The organism is Flavobacterium chilense (assembly GCF_001602525.1).
In the GTDB taxonomy this organism is placed as follows: domain Bacteria; phylum Bacteroidota; class Bacteroidia; order Flavobacteriales; family Flavobacteriaceae; genus Flavobacterium; species Flavobacterium chilense.
Window position 1 is genome coordinate 281,883 of sequence record NZ_LSYT01000005.1, and the last position, 25,173, is coordinate 307,055.

The following is a 25,173-nucleotide window of genomic DNA, read 5'->3' on the forward strand; positions in this document are numbered from 1 at the left end:
ATGCGTATTTTTTGCAATTCAAAGCAAAAGTACTTTAATAAGTTGTACTTATCCGTAAATTAGATATCAAATTTTTGTTAATTTTTTTAAACGTTCCAGTCTAAAACCGGATAGTATTGTTGCAAATATTTTTTAACATCAGCAATATCTTCTTTAGCTGTTAAATCCGGAACATGTTCTGAAAACGGAATTCCTAATGTAGTATTGGGATGTTCTTTTACGGCGTTTAAAAGCACGGTTGGTAATTCTTTTTCATCTCTTTCAGGATGAACAGGACAATTTTTAAGATGTGTGTACAAAGTACTTCCGTTAAACTTGAAAGCGTTCATACTCACTCTTATTTTACCTTCAATATCTTTGTAATCAGCTAAAACTTCAGGCGAAGGCTTTTCGAGAATATCCAGTAATTGATTGTTTAAATCTAATTTAGCAATTGCAAAACGTGAAATTCTTTCTGAAGGAAATTCTAAAGCATCACGGTCATAAGCAATAAAAGCATTTGGACTACTGGTTTCTCTCAATGCCAATAATGCTGCTGCCGAATATAAATTATCGCTGTTACAAACCGAATATTGTTGGGAATTTAGCTCCGGAAATTGCTCAACTGCCTGAAACAAAGCGTCGGCAGTACCAAATGGCTTTACTCTTCCTTCCGGAATATATTGTACTGCAAATGAGATATTAAGTCCATGAAAATCATTATTGGTATTTTGATTTCCGTAGAACTCTTTAAAAAGTTCGCCTTGTTCTCCAATAATAATATAGATATTTTTATATCCTGCTTTTTTAGCATTCAGTAAAAGATAATCTAACAGAGGTCTTCCGCTTGTTCCTACTCCAATCAGTCCTTTGCTTCTTTCGTTTGCCTGAGCTATTTCTTCTGCAGATAAATTATCTGTAACGGTTTCTTTTTTCATGCGGGATGATGCTCCGCCCGCCAAAATAACTAAATTATTATGCATGTTTTGCTTTTTAAATTTCAATGTTTTCAATAATTCGCACACCCGGATCTACATCTACGGCATAAGCTTCCAGAGCTCCTGCTTCTAAAATAGCAGCTATAACCTGATCTTCTTTTGCAGGATCAGCAATCACAACAATACTTCCGCCACCTCCTGAACCTACAATTTTGGCTCCGTAAGCTCCTGCTTTTAAGGCTGCGTTGATCATATTATCAATTAAGGGAACTGTAATTTTTAATAAATCACGCAAAACTTCATGATGCTGATTCATTAATGCTCCAATTTTTTTAAGATCTAAAACAGGCTTTTCAAATTCTTTTAAAGCTTCTTTGGTGTAATGATAATTTTTTAAGGCTGCTTCAAAAAACGGAATCAATCGATCCGGCAAACAATTTCTATATTTATCAATATCTTCAATTTGAGAGGTATTAAGATCAAATTCAGGAAAATTTTGTTTGACAATACCTATCGACATCAAGGCATTTCCTTTTATTTCACCAATTAAGCCAATGGTTTCTTTTGGAACTCCGGAAACTCCGGTGATTAACCCTTTTAGTCCCGTTCCGATAATTTCGTATGAAAAAGGCTCTTTGGTATTGATATACACAATATTGCCTACACCAATACTAAAATGATCCATCATTCCGCCCGGTTCTCCGTGTTCCAAAACTTCAGATTCATATCCTATTTTTGAAATGAATTCAGGCGTAACTTCCTGATCGACTCCAAAAGCTTCAATCAAAAAGCGAATCCATGCCATTAATAAAGCGGATGAGCTTGACGTTCCTGAATTAATTGGAATATTTCCTGTGATGGTTATATTATATCCCACTTTTGGCACACAACCATATCTGCGTAATACACGCATTGACGAAGCAAAATAATCACGGGATTCTAAAGTTTCAAAAGTAGCATCGATAGGAATCTTGCGAACTTCGTTGATATCGACCATATTCAGAACAAAAGTTCTGGTATCATTTTGTTCGGCGGTTAATTTTATATCTCGATCGATTGCACAGGCAATAACCGGCAATCCTAAATAATCCTGATGATCTCCAAAGAGACATGTCCGGCCTGGGGCTAATGAAGTAATTTTTTTCACTTAAAATTTTTATAATAAAACATTGCAAAACAATAAATTACAATGTAAACAGGTTAAGAATTTAATTTATTTTTTTGGTTTTGATTCTACGAAACTATATATTATATTTCTATTAAACAAGAAAAAATCTAAAAATGTGCTCGAACACACTAAATAAATGTTCTCGAGCACACTAAATAATTCTTTGACCATTTTTAAATAATTAAATCAAAGTTTCTATATTTGCTCGTATGGATAAAAAGTACACAATTAAGGATATAGCAAAAATGGCGGGAGTTTCTAAAGGGACTGTTGACAGGGTTTTGCATAATAGAGGAAAAGTATCTGCAACAGCGCTTGAAAAGATAAACGAAGTTTTAAACGTTATTAATTATGAGCCTAACTTAATTGCCAGAAATTTAAAAAACACAAAAATTTACCGTATTTGTGTTTTACTTCCAGATCCTAAAATTGACCCGTACTGGCTTCCTTGTGTGAACGGAATTCAGGAAGCAATGACGGAGTTTAAAGCCTACAGCATTGTTATTGAAACGCATTATTTTAATCCTGAAAGCACCAAATCGTTTTTAAACACCCACGAAACCATTATCAGTCAATCGCCTGATGCTGTTTTAATTGCTCCATTATTTCATAAAGAAACCCTGGAGATTGTAAAACAATACGACGAACTGGGTATTATAGTAAATACTTTCAACAATCAAATTGAAGGCGAGTCTATTAAAGGTTTTGTTGGACAGGATTTATACAAAAGCGGCCGTGTAGCAGCCAGTTTAATGAACCTGATTTTAACTGAAGGTCATATTGCAATTATCCATATTGATGAAAGCCTTAAAAATGCGCTTCACATGCAGGAAAAAGAAAAGGGTTTTAGAAACTACTTCGATGAAAAAAAGATTGCCGGTTTTTCTTTAACTACTTTAAAATTAAAACATCCGAACGTTGAAACTAAGTTTTCGGCATTTTTGGACGAAAATCCAAACCTGAAGGGAATTTTCATCACGACTTCAAAAGCATATCAGATTGCCTCTCTTCTGGCTCCATTAAAAGATAAAAAAATTGCATTGATTGGTTACGATTTAGTCGAGAAAAATGTAAACTTCCTCAATCAGGGATTGGTTCACTTTTTAATTCATCAAAATCAAAAAAGACAGGCTTATTTAGGAATCAGTACTTTGGTAGAGCATTTCTTATTCCGCAAGGATATTCCCGAAACTATTTTGTTGCCTATTGATATTATCAATGTAGAAAATGCTTCATTTTATGTTTCTTAGCTTGTAGTTACAAAGGTACAGAGAAGCAAAGGTACAAAGGATCTTTTTCGACTAAATCCTGGAGGCTAAAAAACACAAACTATTATTAGATTTTTTGAGCCATAACAGGCACAAAGATTTGACAGATATAATAATTTATACTGAATCTTTTTTTTATCTCATTCACGTTAAGACTCTGAACTTTTACCCTTTGAGCCTTTGCACCTTTGAGCCTTTGCACCTTTGAAAACCTTTCGATACCTTTTCTACACCAGCTTAAACTTACCAAAAGAAGAAGCAATATGAAAATTAGGCGTTTCGGTATTTGGATTAATCCACGAGATCCAGGTTGGCTCGTATTGCAGGTTTTGAACCAGAGAAAATTTTGCCCTGAAAACTCCTGCCTCGATGGTATTATTCTCAATTAAATTTAAATCTTTCAGGGATTGAAGGCTAATGCTGCCAGAAACTATAAAAGATGTTTGGTCTCTTGAGGTTTCTACTTTCAGCTCTTTTTCAGGCCATTTCCAGTCAAAATCAAAATCTTTGTTCGGATAAGCTTTAAAATCCATTATTCGTCCAGATGTATCAATTTCCAGACAGTAATACGGATTTAAATTTTCATTAGTTCTAAAAAACAATTCTACCCGATCTGAATTTCCTATACTATCAAAACTATCATCTTTTTGATCGAGATAAATATCAGTGTCAAAGACCCTAAAATTAAAGTAGAAATTTTCATGATCAGAAAGTGCCCTGAATTCAATTTTTGAAAGTGAATCATTATTCCAGGGAGAACAAAAATCGGTTAGACAATTTGCTTTTTCGAAAAATTTCAGACTTGATTTTTCATTCGGAATTTGCTCTTTTGTACCAATTGAATTTACATGATATTCTTTCACAATCTGACTCTTAAATTTTGTTAATTTTTATTTTTTGAAATTTTGAAAAATGACACAAAAAAGGTTTTGAAATTTCTTCATTTTTACCTCTTACGAATGTAAATAAAAAATTGGTTATTTATTACCTAAAAACAATCCTTCAAAATTTACTTTTATTAGTAAGAAAAGCAATAATAAAAGCTTTATTATTTATTACCAATTTCACTTATGATTTACGAAATTCTTAAAAAATCAAAGCAACAGCCTTCATTATTATTGCAAATAATATTTTCCTCAGAAAGAATGATAAAATTCAAAACTCTTTTTTGTCTCAAATATTTTATAATAATGGCACGAATTTAAGTCAAAAAAAACGATTCACACAATTTTATGTGCTCGAGAACATTAATTTTGTGTGTTCGAGCACATTTTTTATGTTTTTTCTTGTTTAATAAAAATATAATCAATAGTTTCGTCACATATTAATCTTAAAACTAAGTTAATTGAAGAAATTTTTAGAGGTTTTTGAGCTCTCAAAAGCGAATAAAAAAAGAAGAAATAAGCCGAAAAAAGATTGAAAACAGAGTGTTTATAATTTTCCAAAAAACACTCTTTTAAGAGACCAGTTAGAAATCAAAAAAAATTAATTCAGCAAAAAAAGAAATCTAAAACTTACAAACAAAAAAAAAGCAAATTAACATTAACCAAACCCAATTTAAGTATGAAATTATTAACCCAAAAAAAACCTAGAGATTTTCGGATTAACGTTCTGGCGAATAAAGAAATTAAACTCACAGTTCTTTCGCTACTAGTTTTTACATTTCAGACTACAGTTGCTTCTGAAATAAAAACATCTGAAAATAATTATACAGTCTTGTTTTTTGAAAAAACAATAAAAGGTACTGTAACAGATCAAAATGGTATGCCGCTTCCTGGTGCAAACGTAGTTGTAAAAGGATCTTCTAAAGGTGTTCAAACGGATGTTGACGGAAGTTTTGCGATTACTGTTGCCGATAATGTCACTAAACTTGTCATTACTTATATTGGTATGGAAGATCAGGAAGTGACAATAGGAAATACTCCGCTAAAGATTGTGATGAAAGAGGCCGGACAAAAATTAGAAGAAGTAGTAATTGGATACGGAAAAGCTAAGAAAAAAGACATTACCGGTTCTGTAACTTCAGTTGGCAAAGACAACTTAAATTTAGGTGGTACAGTTGCCAATGTTGGTCAGGCTTTGCAAGGTCGTGCTTCCGGAGTTCAGGTACAACAAAACAGTTATGCTCCCGGAGCTTCTCCAACCATAGTTATCAGAGGAGGAAACTCAATTACAACCTCAAATGCACCATTGTATGTAGTCGATGGGTTTATTACCAGCACTGGTGCATCTATCAGTCCAAATGATATCGAAAGCATTCAGATTCTTAAAGATGCTGCTTCTACGGCAATTTACGGTTCAAGAGGAGGAAATGGTGTAATTATGATTACAACCAAAAAAGGAAAATCGGGTAAAATGCAGATTGAAGGTGAAATTTCAGATGGTTTTCAAAATATTATTAAAGAACCATCATTACTTACCGGACAACAATATGCTTCTATCCAAAATGCTATTGCTGCTGAAAATGGGAGACCTGCAGTTTTTCCATCAAGTTTTCCAATTGCCAATACTAATTGGTTTAAAGCTGCAACGCGTCCTGGTGAAGTACTCAACAGAACGATAACTTTTAGCGGAAGCGATAAAACATCGAAATTTTTCTTATCCGGAAATTATCTAAAACAAACCGGGGCAATGGAAAATACCGATTATACAAGATATAGTGTTCGTATTGGAACTGAGAAAAAATTTACGGATAAAGTAACTGTGGGAGCCAATGTATATGGTGCTGCAAGCGATGGGCATAACAGTGATTTTGGTGATAATATTTTATCTCCTATGTTTTCTATTCAGACTGCACCACCAGCTATTCCTATTTATAATGCTGACGGTACGTACTACAAATACCAGGGAAAAGATAATGCCTTGGCACTTTTACTGGAACCAACAGATCATATCATAAACCGATTGGTGAATGGAAATATGTTTATGGATTATGAAATCATCAAAAACTTAACTTATCACTTTGGAGCCGGTGCAGAATGGCAGGAGAATATCGAAGGAAAATATACGCCAAGAACATTAGTTGCAGGAGCAGCACTAAACGGTACAGGATCTGAAGAAAACAAAACGTATTTTAGATGGAGTACAGAACAATATTTAACGTATAAATTCAATTTAAAAGAACACCATTCTTTTACCACAATGATTGGAACATCGAACCAAAAAGACACTTTCGAAAGAATGAAAGCGTCCGGTTCTGGTTTTGCTAATGATATATTAACCTATTACAATCTTGAAAGTGCTTCTGTTTACCTGAAACCTGAAACTCAAAAACAAGAAACAAAACTTACGTCGTATTTTGGTAGGTTAAGTTATTCTTTTGATGACAAATATTTAGCTTCATTTACAGTTAGACGCGATGGTTCTTCTCGTTTTGGTCCAAATAACAAATACGGTACATTCCCATCAGGAGCAGTAGCCTGGAGAATCTCAAAAGAGGCGTTTATGCAAAACTTTAATACGCTTTCAGAACTAAAATTAAGAGTTAGTTATGGTATTACAGGAAATGACGGAATTGCAGATTATGCATACATGTCTACTTTACAGCCTTGGAATACTACTATTGCCGATGGTTCTTTTCAAGGAGGTAATGAACCTAAAAATTTAGCAAATCCTGATCTGAAATGGGAACAACAAGCTCAGGCCAATATTGGTTTAGACATGGGATTCTTCAATGACAGACTTACTGCTACAATTGATGTCTACAAAAAAAGAACAACAGATGCGCTTTTGGATGTGCCTGTTGGAGGATGGTGGGGATTTAAAACCCAAACACTTAACTCAGGTACAATTGATAATAAAGGAATTGAACTTGGCATAAGCAGTGAAAATTTTAAAAATGATAAATTCTACTGGAGAACGTCTTTAAATGTTGCGTACAATAAACAAGAGGTTATTGCGCTTGCAGATAATGTTAAAATAATCAGTTATAATACTTCTAATCCAAGTGGTACAGTTTCTGGTCGTGAATTTACAAGACTTGAACCAGGAAAAGAAATGGGACTTTTGTATGGTTTTGTTTATGAAGGTGTTATCAAAACTGGTGAAGTTTATGCTCCACAACCACTATCAAAACCCGGAGATCCAAAATATGCTGATCTTGATGGAGACGGTAAAATTACAGCCGCCGATAGAACTTATTTAGGAAATTCTACGCCGCATTATATTGTTGGTTTTAATAATGATTTTAGATTCGGAAATTTTGATGTAAATATCTTCTTTCAGGGCGCTCTTGATTATTCTGTTTACAACATGACCAAAATGGTAGGCGAATCATCCACCAGTACTGATGCTTTAAATCGTTGGGTTGCCGGAACAAATGAAAATACTGATATTCCAAGAGATGGTTATTACAAAAGCACTTATGGTAGTTATGTAAATTCAAAATTCGTTGAAGATGCCTCTTACCTGCGCCTTAAGAATTTATCTATTGGATATTCTATTCCGGAAAGCATCTTAAAACCAACCAAGTTTATCGACAACATAAGATTGTATGCTACAGGTCAAAATTTACTGACCATTACAAAATATTCTGGAAACGATCCTGAAATAAACGGACATACCACTACTGCTACAGCACAAAACCTTGGCGGAGGAATTGATTTTAACTCTTTCCCGGCTTCAAGAACGTTTATATTAGGGATAAAAATAGCAATTCATTAATAGCTTTTTCAGTAACATTAAATTTATCAAAATGAAAAAATATACAATATTATTGCTTTTACTTGCTGCAGGTTTACAATATTCCTGTAATGAAGATCTTGATCCTACAGTATACAGCAGTTTAACTAATACCAATGGATACCAAACCAAATCTGATGCTATTGCTGCTGTTAATTCTATTTATGGCAGGTTAAAAGGACCATCAGTAGGAGACAATTTTTCGTATTGGGCAACACGCCACTTTGCGTTGACTGATATTGCAACAGATTTAGGACATTGTCAGTTTGGCGGAGATCCCGGACAATTATCATTAGGAACATGGAACTCAGCAAATGGTTTACTTCTTGAAGACTGGAATGCCATGTATAAATTAATTTCTAATGCAAATAATGCTATTTATTACATTGGAAAAATGTCTTCAATTTCAGAAGTTGAAAAAGCACAGTTTATAGCTGAAGCCAAATTTCTAAGAGCATCTTCTTATATGGATTTAACAGACTCATGGGGTCCCGTTATTTTAATTACTGAGGATAACTTAGTAAATCCTAATTATCTGGAACAAACGCCTCCAACATCTGTAGAAGATATTGATAAACTTCTTATCAAAGACCTTACAGAAGCTGCTGCTGTATTACCGGTTAATTATAAACAAAATGTAATTTACGGAAGTAATGATGTAGGCCGTGCTACAAAAGGGGCAGCACTTACTTTATTGGCAAAATTATATTTACGCAGCCATGACTGGCAAAAAGTGGTTACACTTACACAACAAGTAATCGACCTGAATGAGTACAGTCTTTATCCTTCGTACTTAGGTTTGTTTAAAGAAAGTAACAAATGGTGCAGCGAAAATATCTTTTCGTCTCTAAGTGATGCTAATACAAACGGAACTGAATTATTGAACCACTTTGGTCCAACAGATCATCCGGTTGTTCAAAATAGATGGCAATATTACACTGTGAACTGGGATTTTTACAACACTTTTGGTGATGAAGACGACAGAAAAAAATGTTTTTTCCCGGAATTTATGGGTTCAGATAAATTATTGCATACACAAGCACCAACTTTAGGCGCACAACCACCGGCTGGTGTACTTTATATGCCTGATGTATCAACCAGAAAATATGCAGATGATGAAACTACAACCTATTATGATGGTCATAGTGTAAACATATTGCGTTATGCTGATGTATTGTTAAGCAGAGCCGAAGCCTTAAACGAAATTAGCGGTCCAACTCAGGAAGCTATTGACCTTATCAATAAAGTAAAAGGAAGATCGCATGCAAAACTTTTAAATATAGGCGATTACAATCAGACTACATTAAGAGATGCTATTTTGCAGGAAAGAGGATGGGAACTTTTCTATGAAGGAAAACGTCGTGCCGATTTAATCAGAATGAACAAATATGATGTTCTTGTAAACGCTTATCACTTAAGAGTTGGAGAAGCTGCATTAATTAAAATGCCACAAAATAAATATTACACATATCCTCAAAGTCAGGTAGATCTTAACCCTAAGTTAAGTAACGCTGACAGACAATAATAAGGAGTAAAATCAAGAATAGGCAGACAAATTAAAACTGTCTATTCTTGATTTTTATATAAAAAATGTACTTTTCTGTTTCACAAAAGAAGCCTAAAGATGATACAAAAATTAATCGTAAAATGGAGTTTTGTTTTAGCATTACTTGCTTTGGCAGGCTGCTCTAAAAATCAGGGCAATTCGATCTCAAATATCAATATTGGGACTCATAGCAACAACGAATTGAAAATTCAGATCGATGTTACTACGAATGACAATGTGCAGGTATATGCAGAATATTGGTCTGATAAAAAAGGAGTAAAAAACAAAATAACATCGCCAGTTTCAAAAACAGGTCTCTCCCATTCATTAGTTCTTTGCAACATCACTCCCGAAACCAATTACAGCTTTCAATTGGTCACTATTGAGGGAAATACAAAAAACACCAGCAAAGTCTATACTTTCAAATCCCGAAAATTGCCGGAATGGCTTCAAAAACAATTCAAAGCAAATATTCCAAAACCGGAATTATTACCAGAAAATTTCAAAAAAGGATTTATGCTTTTAGCCAAAAGAGAAACTCCCGGAACAGCATATATTGTAGATTACAAAGGCAACTTAAGATGGTATCATACTATTGAAGGAACCGGATTTAAAGTAGCACATTTTACCAAAGAGCAAAGTATCATTGCTATTTTAGGAAAAAATGATGAACCAACAAGCTACGGAAGCGAGATTCTTGAAATCAATTTACAGGGTGATACCTTAACACATATCAAAAAAGGGCAAGGCGATTTAAAACAAGTTATCCATCATGAAATTATAAAAAAATCGGCAAATGAAATTGTCACTTTATTTGTTGATGCCAGAATCACTGATTTAACCGCGATTGGCGGAAAACAAAAAGATACCATCAATGGTGACGGAATTTTGATTTTGGATAAAAAAGGAAAACAAATCTGGAAATGGAGTGTTTTTGATGACTTAGATCCAATGAAAGACAAGGCATTACTGAAAACAAAAAAAGACTGGATGCACGCCAACAGTCTTAATTATGATAAAGATGGTAATTTTCTAATCTCTTTTTACAACAACGGACAAATCTGGAAAATAGATTCGAAAACCGGAAAAGTAATCTGGAAATTAGGAAAAGGAGGAGATATGAAAATGTCAAAAGATAGCGAATTCTCTCAGGCACATGCCGCTCACATCAATCCCGAAGGAAGTCTAATGTTTTTTGATAATGGTGTAAATAAAAAACAATCTTCGGTATTTGCCTTAAAAGTAGATGAAAAAGGAAAATCGGCAAAACTGGATTTCCACATCAATCTACCAAAAGATATTTACAATGACCGAATGGGAAGTGCTTATATGATCGACAAAGAAACTGTATTATGTTGCTGTTCAAAAAGACATATTACTGTTCTGACTAACAAAAAAGGAGTATTACTTTGGGCATTAGAGTCGGAAATTCCGCCCTATCGCGTACAGTTTATTCCGGAAGAAAACATGAAACCATTTCTTCTTAATTAGACAAATTATTATACTACAAGGCTTTGAATTCTTGCAGACATTAAAACAACTTGTTAAGTACAAAATATTAAACACATAGAAACATAGATTAATATGTCTAAAAAAGAAAGCAAAAAGAAATACACTTCTCTCACATAGATAGCTATGTGTGTTTAAATTAAGTGAGACGCCTTTTTTAAGTAACCAAAAGCTATGTTTCTATGTGGTTACCAACAGTTCAGAATATAAAATTAAAATACTTAACAGGTTTCAAAAATCTGTTAGGATAAAAATAGTAAACATGAAAAAAATAATTCTTATTGGTCTCTTTTCAGCATTGCCAATGGTTGTTTTCAATTCCTGCAATACTTCAAATTCACAGACATTGGCAGCAAAAACAACCGAAGATGATTCGTATATCACCATCGATACTTCAAAAATTCCCGATGACGAATTTGGAGCATCTGTACGTTACGGAAGAGAATTAATGCTAAAAACAGCTTATTATATTGGTCCAAATGGGATTAACGGAAAATATTTGGGCAATAAAATGAACTGTACCAATTGTCATCAGGATGCAGGTACCAAACCTCATGCCTTCAATTTAATGTCATCTCATGATAATTATCCTCAATACCGCGGACGTGAAAATAAAGTGCTTACACTGGCTGAACGTGTAAACAATTGTATCATGCGCCCGCATTCCGGAAAACCACTTCCGCTTGACGGAAAAGAAATGGTTGCTTTTCTGTCTTATTTTAAATGGATCAGCAAATTTGTTCCAAAAGACGGAAATTTTAAAGGCGCTAAAAACTTAGAAATAGAATTTCCGGATGTAGCCGCAAGTCCGGTAAGAGGAAAAGCATTATTTGTTGAAAATTGTGCCCGCTGTCACGGAAATAATGGCGAAGGAGTTTACAATGCAGATAAATCAGGATACACCTATCCTCCACTTTGGGGAGAATACGGATACCAACCCGGCTCAAGCATGCACAGAGTAATCAAACAGGCGCAATGGCTAAAAAGCAATATGCCTTATGACAAAGTAACTCTTGGAAAACCGTACCTTACAGACTTGCAGGCACTGGATATTGCCGCTTATGTAAATGACGATGAAATACATACAAGACCAAACCCAAAAACATTAGATTATCCAAACAAAATGGGCAAACCTATTGATTATGCACATAGCCCGTTTAATGATAATTTTTCTGAAGAACAACACAAATACGGACCATACAAACCTATTATTGCCTACTGGAAAAAAAATGGATGGAAAGCCGTTTACTAACTTTACAAAATAAGCATACCTTTTTAACCTGAACATCAAAACAATGAAACTAAACTCACACAACACACCAATTTTAAGCCGAATATTGATCCTGTGCTTTTTCATTCTCAGTATTCCCTTAGCCGCACAACAAATAAAATATACAGACGGAAACGATAGCTGGAACCCAAATCAACTGGGGAACCATCGTGTTGCAGTAGCATTTTCCGGAACAGGAAATGTTGCTAAAACTACTATCGAATGGCGCAGAAGAGACGAAAATCCAGAGCTGAAAAAAATCATTGTTCAGGATGCTTCAGGTAAAGAAATCCAAAACATAAAAACCACCAACATCAATAGAGAAAACGGAACTGTTTTCTTTGAACCTGTTTCAGGAAAAGGAACTTATTATGTGTATTATATGCCTTATATTGATGAAGGTACAGCAAATTATCCAAAAGGAATTTATGCAAAACCAGAGTATAAAGCAGATGCACAATGGCTATCAAAGATCAACACCAATCTGACTGACAATTGTATTGTAACCGAAATTCAGAGTATAAACGCATTCAATAGTTTTTACCCAATGGAAGTCATTGCGACTGCTGCCGAAACCAAGGATCTTATTGCCAAAAATAGTGGAAACACTTTCCTGGTTTTCCCGGAAGACAGATTGTATTCAATCCGAATGAAAAATGATTTACCACAACGCTGGATTCAAAAAGGAGTTCAAAATACATTTTCAGATACCGCGCAAAAAGGAGAATATTTAGCTTTTCAATTAGGTGTTTATGCTTTGCAGGATTTAAGCAATGTAAAAGTTACTTTTTCGGATTTAAAAAATAATACCGGAGAAACCATCTCATCAAAAAATATCAGTTGTATAAATACGGATGGAGTGAAATACGATGGTTCCGTTTTTATGAATACAGTTTCCGTTTCAAAAGGAAAAGTTCAGGCAATGTGGTGCGGAATCGACGTTCCTCAAACTGCAGCAGCCGGGACTTATACCGGAAAAGCAACAGTAATTGCTGATGGAAAATCTACAGCAATCACACTTCAGATAAAAGTAACAAACGAAGTTACCAAAAACGGAGGAATTGACAGCCCGGAAAAAATGACACGTCTTAAATGGCTGAATTCTACTTTAGCACAGGAAAATACCGTTATTGCGCCCTACACTCCATTAGTTGTAAAAGATGCTGAAATATCTTTATTGGGCAGAAAACTAGTTTTAGGAGCAAATGGTTTGCCAGCACAAATTCAGACTTTCTTTACTCCTGAAATGACCACTGTAACGACAAAAGCCAATGATATTTTGAGTGCCCCTTTTGCTTTTCATTTTGTAGATGCATCAGGAAAAGAAGTTTCACAATGGAAAAACTCAGGGTTAAAATTCACTAAAAAAGAGGCCGGAACAGTTTCCTGGGAAAATACTTCTACGTCTAAATCAGTACAGATGGATGTAAATGCATCGATAGAATTTGACGGTTTTTTACATTATACTGTAAAAGTTACCGCACTTGAAGATGCTTCTTTTAATGATATTAATTTTCAAATACCAATGCAGCCAACATCTGCCAAATACATGATGGGATTAGGTCAAAAAGGAGGCGATCGTCCTGCAACTTTTGACTGGAAATGGGATGTAGCACATAAAAATCAAGACGGGGCATGGATTGGAAATGTAAACTCAGGATTGCAATTTTCTTTAAGAGACGAAAAATACAGCCGTCCGTTAAACACCAATTTCTATTTACAAAAACCATTGTTATTACCAACTTCATGGGGTAACGAAAACAAAGGTGGAATTACGATTACACCAAACCCAAAATCAGTTTTGGTAAATGCTTACAGCGGCGCCCGCAGCATGAAAAAAGGAGATGTTTTGTATTATAACTTTACTTTGTTAATTACACCATTTCATACCATAAACACCGATTTTCAATGGGATACTAAATTCTATCATAAATACAGTCCAATCGATTCTATTGCCAAAACTGGTGCAACAGTAATCAATATTCATCATGCAAATGCTATAAATCCATATATCAATTATCCTTTTATCGAATTTAAAAAGATGAAAACATATATTGATGAAGCACATGAAAAGGGATTAAAAGTGAAGATTTACAATACCGTAAGAGAGGTTTCGAACAAAGCTTACGAAACTTTTGCCTTAAGAAGTCTGGGTCATGAAATTTATTCTCCAGGAAAAGGCGGCGGATTCTCATGGTTACAGGAACATGTTGGTGACGATTACATCGCAGCATGGTTTGTACCTGAAATTAAAGACGCTGCAATTGTAAACAGTGGCATGAATCGTTGGCATAACTATTATGTTGAAGGTATGAACTGGTTAACACAAAACGTAGGTATCGACGGTATTTACCTTGACGATGTTGCTTTTGACAGAATCACCATGAAACGTATCAAAAGAGTATTGACAAAAGACGGACATCCGGGAATTATCGATTTGCACAGCGCAAATCAATACAACAAAAGTGACGGATTTAATAATAGTGCCAATCTGTATATGGAACACTTTCCGTACATCAATAAATTATGGTTCGGAGAATATTTTGATTACGAGAAAAACCAACCTGACTTTTTCTTAACTGAAGTAAGCGGAATTCCTTTTGGGTTAATGGGAGAAATGCTTCAGGGTGGCGGAAATCCATGGAGAGGAATGGTTTACGGAATGACCAACAGATTACCTTGGAGCGATAATGCTGATCCAAGAAATATTTGGAAATTATGGGATACTTTCGGGATTAAAGGTTCTGAAATGATTGGATACTGGAGCGAAAACTGTCCGGTAAAAACATCTAACGATAAAGTCTTAGCGACAGTTTACAAAAAGAACGGAACCGCTTTAATTTCAATTGCAAGCTGGGCAGATACTGATGTAAATGTAAAACTGAACATTGACTGGAAAAAACTGGGAATTAATCCAGCCAAAGCCACTATTACAGCTCCTGAAATTACAAATTTCCAACCGGCAAAAACGTTTACAGCAAAAGACGAACTACCTGTTTCAAAAGGAAAAGGCTGGTTGCTAATTGTTAAGTAATTTTTGAACAACAGTAATTACCGCGTTCTGTTTGTCATTCCTCGAAATGACAAACAGAATGCTAAAACAACCTGATCATCTAACTAATCATAACCACATAATATGAAATTTAGACCAATATTATCTATTTTGCTCTTTGGAAGCCTGTTTGCCAATGCACAAAATAAAACCACTATAAAAGAATACAAAAAAGTATTTACTACTTATCCGTTTTCAGATCCGGATCCGATCCCAAAGCCGGATACCAAAATCTATCCTTATTATCGTTTTGACGGTTTTACCAATAAATCTGTTCAAAAAGAATGGAAAGTAATTGAACTTGAAAACGACTATATCAAATTAATGATCCTGCCGGAAATAGGTGGAAAAGTTTGGTCGGCAGTAGAAAAATCAACAGGAAAGGATTTTATTTACAACAATCATGTCATTAAATTCAGAGATATTGCCATGCGTGGTCCGTGGACAAGCGGCGGTGTCGAAGGCAATTATGGCATCATTGGACATACACCAAATTGTGCCACTCCGGTCGATTATACCATCATTAACAGAGAAGACGGAAGCATAAGCTGTGTAATTGGGGTTTTGGATTTACTAACGCGTACTTCATGGAAACTCGACATCAATTTACCAAAAGACAAAGCTTATTTTACAACCAGTTCATTTTGGTTCAATTCAACCGAAGCAGAACAGCCTTATTACACCTGGATGAATACCGGGCTTAAAGCAGGTCAGGATTTGCAATTTATTTATCCTGGACAAAGTTATATTGGTCACAATGGCGAACACAATTCATGGCCAATTGACAAAGAAAACGGTAAAGATTTGTCTTATTATAAAAACAATAATTTTGGCGGTTATAAATCCTATCATGTGTTTGGCAAATACAATGATTTCTTTGGCGGATATTATCATAACGAGGATTTCGGAATGGGAAGATATGGCAACTATGATGATAAGCCCGGCAAAAAAATATGGATTTGGGGACTCTCTCAACAAGGTATGATTTGGGAAAAACTACTAACCGATACTGATGGTCAGTATGTAGAAGTTCAAAGTGGCAGACTATTCAATCAGGCGAGCGAAGGCAGTAATTTAACCCCGTTTAAACAACGCTCTTTTGCACCTTATCAAACAGATTCGTGGACAGAATACTGGTTTCCTGTAAAACAAACTAAAGGTTTTGTAAAAGCCAATAATTATGGGGCCGTAAATGTAAAAAACGAAAACGGCTGGCTGAAAATCTATTTTTCCCCACTTCAAAAATTAAATGAAAAACTGGAAGTTTTTAATGACGGAAAGAAAGTATATTCTAAAGATATTTCAGTTAATACCTTACAAGTATTCAAGGATTCTGTTCAGGTTGCAGTTGACGAGCACAAATTGAAACTGACACTTGGCGAAAATAAACTGGTTTGGAATTCAGCTCCGGAAGATGGAAACCTAAACAGACCTTTAGAAGTTCCTAAAGATTTCGATAATAACTCTGTTTATGGCTTATACCTTCAGGGGAAAAATTATATCAGTTTTAAAGATTATGTAAAAGCTGAAGAAAAACTAAGTGCCTGTTTGCAAAAAGATCCAAACTACGCACCTGCCCTTTCTGATATGGCAGTATTACAAATTCGTAAATTTCAATATAACGAAGCCATTGCGACAGCCGCCAAAGCCTTATCTATAAACACTTATGATCCTGCTGCCAATTATTATTACGGTGTTGCCAATTTACACGCAGGAAATACAACCGATGCCAAAGATGGTTTTGATATTGCAGCTGCAAGTACAGAATTTCGCAGTCCTGCTTATACTGCTTTAAGCAAAATTTATTTTACCGAAAATAATCAGGCAAAAGCTATTGAATATGCTGAAAAAAGCCTGCTCAATAATCAGTACAATTTAGAAGGATTGCAGTTACTGGCCGTTATTTATCGTTTACAAAACAATACTGCCAAAGCAACCGAAATGCTAAATACCATCAACAAAGTCGATCCCTTAAATCATTTTGTTGGTTTTGAAAAATTCCTTTTCGAAAATTCAGATACCTCAAAAGGACGTTTTACTGCTTCTATTCGAAACGAAATGCCGGAGCAAAGCTATCTTGAATTAGCAATCTGGTATGCACAATTAGAACGTAAAGACGAAGCTTTGAAAGTTTTGTCTCTTGCTGTTCCGAATGCTGAAATTATGTATTGGAAAGCCTTTTTAGAAAACACAAAAGTTGATTTGCGTCAGATTCAGCCTCAAATTAGCTTTCCATTCCGCTCAGAAACAGCCGGGATTCTAAAAAAACTAATCCAAACCAACGATCAATGGCAATTAAAATATCATTTAGCCTTAATCGAATGGAATCATGAAAATATTTCTGATGCTAAAGAATTGTTTTTGCAATGCGGAAACATACCTACAGATCCTGCTTTTTATGCCGCAAAAGCAGCTTTGATGAAAGACGATTCGCAATTGGTAATCTCAAGTCTTCAACAAGCAATCAGGCTTGATAATCAAGGATGGAGATATCATAAATTACTGGCAGAACACTATATCATCCAAAAACAAAATGACAAAGCTTTGGCCATTGCTGAACCTTTTTACAAAAAACATTCAGAAAATTATTTGATGGGAATGTTATATGCCAAAACATTATTACTCAACAAAAAATATGCTGCTGCCGATGCTTTTTTAACCAAATTAGAAATCCTTCCTTTTGAAGGAGCGACTGCAGGCAGACAATTGTATCATGAAGCCAAACTGATGCAGGCATTATCAGAAATGAAAAACAAGCAATACAAAAAAGCATTAAAATTTATTGCCGAAGCTAAATTATGGCCACAAAACCTGGGTGTAGGAAAACCATACGACGAAAACATTGACGAAAGGCTGGAAAACTGGTTAGACTATCAATGTTACACCAATTTGGGCGACGATAAAACCGCTGTAAAATTATTACAAAAAATTATTACTTTTACTCCAAAAGTCGACAACACCGTGATGAACTTTTTACCGGCAAATCAATTGGTTTCAGCCTGGGCCATCGAAAAAACATCATCAGCACAAAAAGCAGAAGAATGGTTGAGCAATCAGGCAAAATTATATCCAGATAATAAAATTATTCAATGGAGTTTAGCCGTTTACACTAAAAAGCAATCGGATTTACTAACCGAAGATGAAAAAGATGGTGAAGTCAGAATAATAGAAAAACTTTAAATTTTATAACAAACAACCATGAACAGACTATTTTTAAAATATGCCGTTTTTAGTCTTATCCTTTCAGCAGGTTCAAAAGTACAGGCTCAAAATGCAGATCAGAATAAAGATCCATTATCAGTTTACAGAGTTACCGCATTAAAAGTAAACGATTTGGTTCATACCAAATTAGAGGTTTCTTTTGATTATGGTAAGAAATATTTATACGGAAAAGAATGGCTAACCTTAAAGCCACACTTTTACGAAACAGATTCACTTACCTTAGATGCCAAAGGGATGGACTTTAAAGAAATCGCGATCATTGATGGTAAAAAAAGTATTCCGTTAAAGTATACCTATGACAACGAACAGCTTTTTATTACATTAAACCGAAAGTATAAAAGCACTGAAAAATATACACTTTTCATTAATTATACCGCAAAACCTGATGAGTTAAAAGTTAAAGGAAGTAATGCCATTACCAATGCAAAAGGATTGTATTTTATAAATCCTGATGGTAAAGCAAACAAACCTGTTCAAATCTGGACTCAGGGTGAAACAGAAGCATCTTCTTGCTGGTTTCCAACGATAGACAAACCAAATCAAAAAACCACATCTGAAATTGCGATGACGGTTGAATCTAAGTATACTACTTTATCGAATGGTAAATTAACATCGCAAAAAGCCAACAATAACGGAACCAGAACTGATGTCTGGAAAATGGATCAGCCTAATGCACCCTATTTGTTTATGATGGCTGTTGGAGATTTTAAAATTTACAAAGACTCCTACAATGGAAAAGAAGTAAGCTATTATCTGGAACCAAAATTTGCACCTTACGCCAAACAGATTTTTGGAAAAACTCCGGATATGATGAATTTTTACAGTAAAATGCTGGGAGTAGAATATCCATGGGTTAAATATTCTCAAATTGTTGCCCGTGATTATGTGTCTGGCGCAATGGAAAACACATCTGCTACTTTACATGGCGAATATGTACAAAAAACAGAAAGAGAATTGCTGGATGATAATCAGGAAAGTACCATAGCACATGAACTTTTTCACCAATGGTTTGGAGATTATGTTACGGCTGAATCCTGGTCAAACCTAACCATGAACGAATCTTTTGCCACTTTTGGAGAAGTACTTTGGCATGGACACGATGCCGGACAAGATGCAGAAGACAGATCACGTTACGAAAAATTACAAAACTATTTACGTTCTTCTAAAAACGGAGACAGTCCAGTTTTAGCTCGTTTTTATTACAACGACAAAGAAGATTTGTTTGACAATATAAGTTACTCAAAAGGTTCAATCATCTTGTATGCAGCAAAAAATCAAATGGGAGATGCAGCATTCTTTAAATCCTTAAACTTATATCTAACCGCAAATGCATACAAATCCGGAGAAACACACCAATTGCGTCTCGCAATGGAAGAAATTACCGGAAAAGACTGGAGCCCGTATTTTAACCAATGGTATTATCAGGGAGGAAATCCAATATTGAATGTTGAATACGGATATGCTAACGGAAAAGCGACAATTGCAGTAAAACAAGTTCAGGAAAGCAAAGTTCAGACTTTCAGCCTTCCGTTAAAGGTTGATTTTTATGTAAACGGAACTAAAATCAGAAAAGATATTCTTATTGATAAAAGAGAACAAAATTTCAGTTTTGATGTACCTGCACAGCCTACTTTCGTAGATCTGGATCCTGATAAAATTTTAGTAGGTCAGGTTCTGGATAACAAAAAAGTATCAGATTATTTATTTCAATATAAAAATGCTCCATCTTACTACAACAGAATTGAAGCGATAAAATTTGCAATAAAAGATAAAAGCCATGAAGCACAATTGATTTTACTGGCAGGTCTTGAAGATCAGCAAGAAGATTTAAGAACACTTAGTATAAAAGGATTAGATTTAAGTGATAATCAAATCAAAGATCCGGCTTTAAAAAGTCTGCTTAACATTGCGAAAAATGATAAAAAAACGATCGCAAGAGCTGCTGCGATTATAAAATTAGCTGCAACAGGCGATGCTTCTTATAAAGCGTTAATGATCGAGAGCACTAAAAATCAATCGTACAATGTAATTGCTGCCGGAATATGCGGATTATCTAAATTCTCAACGGATGAAGCAGATAAAACCTTAGCAGCACTAGATGAGGATACTAAAAATCACGTAACACCACTTATTAAAAGGTTTAACAACCAAAAATAAGCTACCATATCATACTTTCGATAGCCTGAAAGTATTAAAAGAACATTATTTTAAATTAGTAATTTTTTTTAAATATTGTTTGTTTTTGAGGCCTCTCTAATTGGATAAATTAGAGAGGTAATTCAAAAGACAAATCGTTTGTATTTAGATGATTATTAAAATCAAAAATTAATTTATGAAAAACCATATTGCAAAATTTATCATTGTTGCTTTTATTTTGTTTGGAGGAACATCGGCATCAGCACAAATGATTAAAACCAAAACTCCGGCTCGTGCCAAAGGACAACAAGATGTTTTACGTTTGGCAGCAGCACCTATTCCAACGGTTCGTGTCGCTTTTATCGGACTCGGAATGCGTGGTCCCGGAGCAGTTGAGCGTATGACTCATATTCCGGGTGTGGAAATTGTGGCACTTTGTGATATGTTAGAAAAAAACACACAATCAGCCAATGAAATTTTAACCAAAGCAGGATTCCCTAAAGCGCAGGAATTTTTTGGAGATGAAAATGCTTGGAGAAAAGTTACAGCGTTACCAAATGTTGATTTAGTTTATGTGGCTACAGATTGGAAACATCATGCGATTATTGGTGTTCAGGCGATGAAAGATGGAAAACATGTTGCAATAGAAGTTCCGGGAGCTTTGACCATGAAAGAAATCTGGGAGCTTATAGATACTTCTGAAAAGACCAGAAAACACTGTATGCAGCTTGAAAATTGTGTCTACGACTTCTTCGAACTCACTACTTTAAACATGGCGCAACAAGGTTTATTTGGAGAAATCCTTCATGCCGAAGGTTCTTACATTCATGGTTTACAACCTTTTTGGGGTGAATACTGGAACAACTGGAGAATGGATTACAACATTAAACATCGCGGAGATGTATACGCGACTCACGGAATGGGACCTGCTTGTCAGGCTTTGAATATCCATCGTGGAGATAAAATGAATTTTCTGGTTTCTATGGATACCAAAGCAGTTGGAAATCCGGCTTACATTAAAGAAAAATCGGGTCAGGAAATAAAAGATTTTAGAAACGGAGATCACACCATGACTATGATTCGTACTGAAAACGGAAAAACAATACAGATTCAGCATGATGTTACTTCTCCCCGTCCGTACAGCAGAATGTATCAACTGAGCGGAACGAAAGGTTTTGCCAACAAATATCCGTTAGAAGGTTATGCTTTAGACGGAAAAGAATTAAGCGATGATGTTAAACCAAATCACGAAAAATTAAGCGCACACTCGTTTGTCCCTGAAGATGTCAAAAAAGCATTAATGGAAAAATACAAACATCCAATGGTAAAGAACATCGAGGAACAAGCCAAAAAAGTGGGCGGTCATGGCGGAATGGATTTTATAATGGATTATCGTTTAATTCATTGCCTTCAAAAAGGACTTCCGTTAGATATGGATGTTTACGATTTAGCCGAATGGTCCTGTTTAGGTCCGTTAACCGAAATCTCTCTTGATAATAATTCTTCACCTGTTCAAATTCCTGATTTCACGCGTGGCGGATGGAACAAATTACAAAAATTAGAATTTTCAGAATAATTTATTCATTGGTTAGTTGATAGTTAAAACGAGAAAGAGGCTATCCGAAAAGTATTGGGGAAAAAATCTGCTTCGGAGAAGCAAAATATTTATAGAAATCAGATTATTATCAATAGTAAAGCTCCAGCGGAGCGACATATTTCTTATATGACTCTATATTTCGCTCCGCTGGAGCTCTTTTATGGATGTCGTTTAATTTCTATAAATATTTTGCTCCGCTGGAGCTTAATCAAAAAATGGATATAATAAAATGAGATTACTCAATACTTTTCGGAAAACCTTTTCTTATTTTATATTTTAAAATTACTTCCAGTTAAAAGTAATTTTCTTTTCTATTTCACTGCTTAAACTCAAAAACACAGGACAAGTCATTCCTGCACGTTCCAGAATTGTTCTGTTTTTTTCATCTTCAACACCCTGCATGTCAAAAACAATTTCGATTGCCCCAATTCGTCTTGGTTCAGCATTCATTATTTTCGTTACTTCGGCAGTCGAACCAACAAAATCTACGTTTAAATCGCGTGCTTTGATTCCCATAATGGTCATCATACAACTCGCTAAAGCATTGGCAACTGTATCTGTTGGAGAAAATGCTTCTCCTTTTCCGTTATTGTCCAGTGGTGCATCAGAGATAATCTCACTTCCTGATTGCACATGAATTGATTTTGTTCTTAGATCTCCTAAATAGGTTACTTTTGATGTCATTAATTTGCTACTTTTAAAGTTAAGTCTGAATCGTAATATAAAATGTAAACACCTTTATTAGCGTGTCCGCCATCTTCTTTTCTGTAAAACTGAAATTTATTGTCAACCTGTTCTGTTGTCATTAAATCTGCTGTTTCCTGATATGTTTTTCCTTGTACCAAACGCATCATAGTGTCGAACGTAACATCAAATCCGCGAGTTGCATATGTACTTGGGTTTACTTTATTTTTCAATCGGTATTCTTTTTCAAAAACCAAAACTCCTGCTTCGTCGCTTTCGCGTGTTACAGACGGATACATCAATTTTAATTTTACCAAACTATCAAAACTAATTTCGTCAGTATCCAAAGTACTGTTTGGTTCTAAAATCACCAATTGTACCTGACATGATTTTTGTGCATCCAATAATGCTTTAATCGTAGTCTTAACCATAGCCGTATTAGCTGTTTCCATTACCACATAGTTCATACGATTTGGCAACAATAAACTTTTTAGGTTAGCTACATCCAAAGCTCCTGTTTCTGTCAAACCAGCAAAAACAACTCCTTTTTGATTTTGTTTGATATAACTGATAACCGATTCTTTTTTCTTATCAACCACAGCCACAATATTCCCGTTTTTCGCACGCATATAATCAAAAACAGCATTACGAACTACGTCATTTGATGGAATGGTCTGGTATAAATTATCAATTGGGTTTGCTTTATCTTTTGATAATGGCGAAATGACCGGAATGTTATACAAACGCAATGTATTTGCTGTAGACTCGGCATTGTTTTGGTAAAATGGCCCGATAACGGCATTCGCATCCTGTAATTTATTTTGTGCCAGTAAATTTGAAACGTTTGAGCTGCTTTTGGTTTCCTGAGAATCGTAAATCGCTACATCAATTGGTAATTTCAAAGTTCTCGCTGAATCGATTGCCATCAAAGCCCCTGAATAAAAATCAAGAGTCATATTCAGGAATTTATCATTTTTAATTCGTGTAGCAGAACTTGTCGTATCATTTTGCATTTTAGCCAGATTAAACGGCAATAGTAAAACTAATTTCTGGCGATCTGTTTGTCCGCGTTTTTTAGTCAGTTCAACAACTTCAGGATTTACAGAAACCGTTTCAGATTTTACTTTGTCTATAATTTGTATTCCTCCTGTACTTTTATTTTCCAGCGCTTTTTCAATAGTTTGTGGTTGGTGTTCCTGCACCACAATTGGAGAAGGTGCTAAATATCCCGCAGGAACTTTTAAAACCATCCCTTCTTTTACCCCTTCAGAAAGTGACGGGTTTAATGCCGTTAATTCTTCCTGAGTAATATGAAATGTTCTTGATAAGCTATAAAAAGTCTCTTTTGGTTTTACCTGATAATCCATGTAAGAAGTTACTTTTTTTGTAGTTTCAGCTGTTTTTTTAACTTCAGCCGGTTTTGCAGAACTTACCGCTGCTGCAGCAGTTTCTGTTTTAGGAGCCGTTCCTTTTATTGTCAGTCGATATCCAACAGGTAAATTTGAAACAATTTCAGGATTGCGTTTTTCTAATTCTTCAATAGAAATACCATATTGTTTTGCAATCGAAAACTTAGTTTCTTTTGCCACCACATCATGATACACATATTTTTCCTGAACCAATGATTTAGTTGCCGGTTTTGCAGCTGCAGCCGAAACTGTTTTTGCTGTACTCCCTTTTCCCGGAATTACAAGAGTCTGCCCTGTTTGTAAGCCATCATGAACTAAAAAAGGATTTGCAGCTTTTAAAGCTTCATCAGAAATGCCATATTTTTTTTCAATACCAAACAGTGTTTCTTTTGGCTGTACTTCATGCGTAGTGGCTTTTCCTGAAGCTGAATTTTTTACCTCTGCAGTTTCTGTTTTTGCCGTTGCTGATTTTGAAGCACTTGTTGGAATCAACAAAACCGTATTGGGTTTTACTCCATTTCTGGCATCCGGATTTAATGCATAAATATCATAAGGTGTAACCTTAAATTTTACTGCAATCTGATTAATAGTCTCTCCGCTTGAAACCGTATATTTTACTACCTTTTCCTGCGAAAAAGCATTACTGGTTACAAAAAAAACTAAAGACAATAATGTTGAATAATATTTCATAATAAGGCTTAAAACAATTTAATTT

The 25,173-nt window shown here is 35.0% G+C and carries 14 protein-coding genes; 9 read left to right on the forward strand and 5 right to left on the reverse strand.

Features of this window, described 5'->3' with window-relative positions; all coding sequences use genetic code 11:
• Positions 1–86: 86 nt before the first annotated feature.
• On the reverse strand, positions 87–962 hold the full coding sequence (locus tag A4F88_RS13910; protein WP_068843310.1) for a sugar phosphate nucleotidyltransferase: 876 nt from the start codon (positions 960–962) through the stop codon (positions 87–89).
• A gap of 10 nt (positions 963–972) precedes the next feature.
• The gene (locus tag A4F88_RS13915) at positions 973–2,064 is read right to left on the reverse strand and encodes a mevalonate kinase family protein (protein WP_068843213.1); all 1,092 of its coding nucleotides are present in this window, start codon (positions 2,062–2,064) and stop codon (positions 973–975) included.
• A 230-nt stretch (positions 2,065–2,294) separates the two neighbouring features.
• Between A4F88_RS13915 and A4F88_RS13920 the strand changes: the two genes are divergently transcribed.
• Positions 2,295–3,335 carry a LacI family DNA-binding transcriptional regulator gene (locus A4F88_RS13920; RefSeq protein ID WP_068843214.1) on the forward strand — a complete coding sequence of 347 codons (1,041 nt, stop codon included), beginning with the start codon at positions 2,295–2,297 and terminating at the stop codon, positions 3,333–3,335.
• Positions 3,336–3,580: 245 nt separating this feature from the next.
• On the opposite strand, the gene A4F88_RS13925 is transcribed toward A4F88_RS13920, so the two are convergent.
• Positions 3,581–4,216 carry a sugar-binding protein gene (locus A4F88_RS13925; RefSeq protein WP_068843215.1) on the reverse strand — a complete coding sequence of 212 codons (636 nt, stop codon included), beginning with the start codon at positions 4,214–4,216 and terminating at the stop codon, positions 3,581–3,583.
• Between the two features lie 700 nt (positions 4,217–4,916).
• On the opposite strand from A4F88_RS13925, the gene A4F88_RS13930 reads away from it, so the two are divergent.
• The 8 genes from A4F88_RS13930 to A4F88_RS13965 all read left to right on the forward strand — a co-directional run bounded on the left by A4F88_RS13930 (position 4,917) and on the right by A4F88_RS13965 (position 22,344).
• Positions 4,917–8,015: a SusC/RagA family TonB-linked outer membrane protein gene (locus tag A4F88_RS13930; protein ID WP_068843216.1), complete on the forward strand. Its 3,099-nt coding sequence runs from the start codon at positions 4,917–4,919 to the stop codon at positions 8,013–8,015.
• 31 nt (positions 8,016–8,046) lie between these two features.
• Positions 8,047–9,558 carry a RagB/SusD family nutrient uptake outer membrane protein gene (locus tag A4F88_RS13935; protein WP_068843217.1) on the forward strand — a complete coding sequence of 504 codons (1,512 nt, stop codon included), beginning with the start codon at positions 8,047–8,049 and terminating at the stop codon, positions 9,556–9,558.
• 99 nt (positions 9,559–9,657) lie between these two features.
• Complete coding sequence (locus tag A4F88_RS13940) at positions 9,658–11,070, forward strand: aryl-sulfate sulfotransferase (RefSeq protein WP_068843218.1); 1,413 nt, start codon at positions 9,658–9,660, stop codon at positions 11,068–11,070.
• Between the two features lie 280 nt (positions 11,071–11,350).
• On the forward strand, positions 11,351–12,340 hold the full coding sequence (locus A4F88_RS13945; protein WP_068843219.1) for a c-type cytochrome: 990 nt from the start codon (positions 11,351–11,353) through the stop codon (positions 12,338–12,340).
• A gap of 43 nt (positions 12,341–12,383) precedes the next feature.
• Positions 12,384–15,392: a glycoside hydrolase domain-containing protein gene (locus A4F88_RS13950; RefSeq protein ID WP_245179121.1), complete on the forward strand. Its 3,009-nt coding sequence runs from the start codon at positions 12,384–12,386 to the stop codon at positions 15,390–15,392.
• Between the two features lie 102 nt (positions 15,393–15,494).
• Entirely contained in the window at positions 15,495–18,590 is a 3,096-nt protein-coding gene (locus A4F88_RS13955) for a DUF5107 domain-containing protein (RefSeq protein ID WP_068843220.1), read from the forward strand.
• Between the two features lie 18 nt (positions 18,591–18,608).
• Positions 18,609–20,789: a M1 family metallopeptidase gene (locus A4F88_RS13960; RefSeq protein WP_068843221.1), complete on the forward strand. Its 2,181-nt coding sequence runs from the start codon at positions 18,609–18,611 to the stop codon at positions 20,787–20,789.
• Positions 20,790–20,964: 175 nt separating this feature from the next.
• Positions 20,965–22,344 carry a Gfo/Idh/MocA family protein gene (locus A4F88_RS13965; RefSeq protein ID WP_143154971.1) on the forward strand — a complete coding sequence of 460 codons (1,380 nt, stop codon included), beginning with the start codon at positions 20,965–20,967 and terminating at the stop codon, positions 22,342–22,344.
• 303 nt (positions 22,345–22,647) lie between these two features.
• Here the strand turns inward: A4F88_RS13965 and A4F88_RS13970 are convergent, their stop codons facing one another.
• Positions 22,648–23,049, reverse strand: a complete 402-nt coding sequence (locus tag A4F88_RS13970; protein ID WP_068843222.1) for an OsmC family protein — start codon at positions 23,047–23,049, stop codon at positions 22,648–22,650.
• The gene (locus A4F88_RS13975; protein ID WP_068843223.1) at positions 23,049–25,148 is read right to left on the reverse strand and encodes a LysM peptidoglycan-binding domain-containing protein; all 2,100 of its coding nucleotides are present in this window, start codon (positions 25,146–25,148) and stop codon (positions 23,049–23,051) included. The genes A4F88_RS13970 and A4F88_RS13975 overlap by 1 nt, the downstream gene beginning before the upstream one ends.
• Positions 25,149–25,173 lie beyond the last annotated feature (25 nt).

Excerpts from the sequence above, each read along its gene's own strand:
- A4F88_RS13930 (WP_068843216.1), top strand. The coding sequence starts at position 4,917 with ATGAAATTATTAACCCAAAAAAAACCTAGAGATTTTCGGATTAACGTT.
- A4F88_RS13970 (WP_068843222.1), bottom strand. The coding sequence starts at position 23,049 with ATGACATCAAAAGTAACCTATTTAGGAGATCTAAGAACAAAATCAATT.
- A4F88_RS13935 (WP_068843217.1), top strand. The coding sequence starts at position 8,047 with ATGAAAAAATATACAATATTATTGCTTTTACTTGCTGCAGGTTTACAA.
- A4F88_RS13950 (WP_245179121.1), top strand. The coding sequence starts at position 12,384 with ATGAAACTAAACTCACACAACACACCAATTTTAAGCCGAATATTGATC.
- A4F88_RS13955 (WP_068843220.1), top strand. The coding sequence starts at position 15,495 with ATGAAATTTAGACCAATATTATCTATTTTGCTCTTTGGAAGCCTGTTT.
- A4F88_RS13975 (WP_068843223.1), bottom strand. The coding sequence starts at position 25,148 with ATGAAATATTATTCAACATTATTGTCTTTAGTTTTTTTTGTAACCAGT.
- A4F88_RS13940 (WP_068843218.1), top strand. The coding sequence starts at position 9,658 with ATGATACAAAAATTAATCGTAAAATGGAGTTTTGTTTTAGCATTACTT.
- A4F88_RS13910 (WP_068843310.1), bottom strand. The coding sequence starts at position 962 with ATGCATAATAATTTAGTTATTTTGGCGGGCGGAGCATCATCCCGCATG.
- A4F88_RS13965 (WP_143154971.1), top strand. The coding sequence starts at position 20,965 with ATGAAAAACCATATTGCAAAATTTATCATTGTTGCTTTTATTTTGTTT.
- A4F88_RS13960 (WP_068843221.1), top strand. The coding sequence starts at position 18,609 with ATGAACAGACTATTTTTAAAATATGCCGTTTTTAGTCTTATCCTTTCA.
- A4F88_RS13945 (WP_068843219.1), top strand. The coding sequence starts at position 11,351 with ATGAAAAAAATAATTCTTATTGGTCTCTTTTCAGCATTGCCAATGGTT.
- A4F88_RS13920 (WP_068843214.1), top strand. The coding sequence starts at position 2,295 with ATGGATAAAAAGTACACAATTAAGGATATAGCAAAAATGGCGGGAGTT.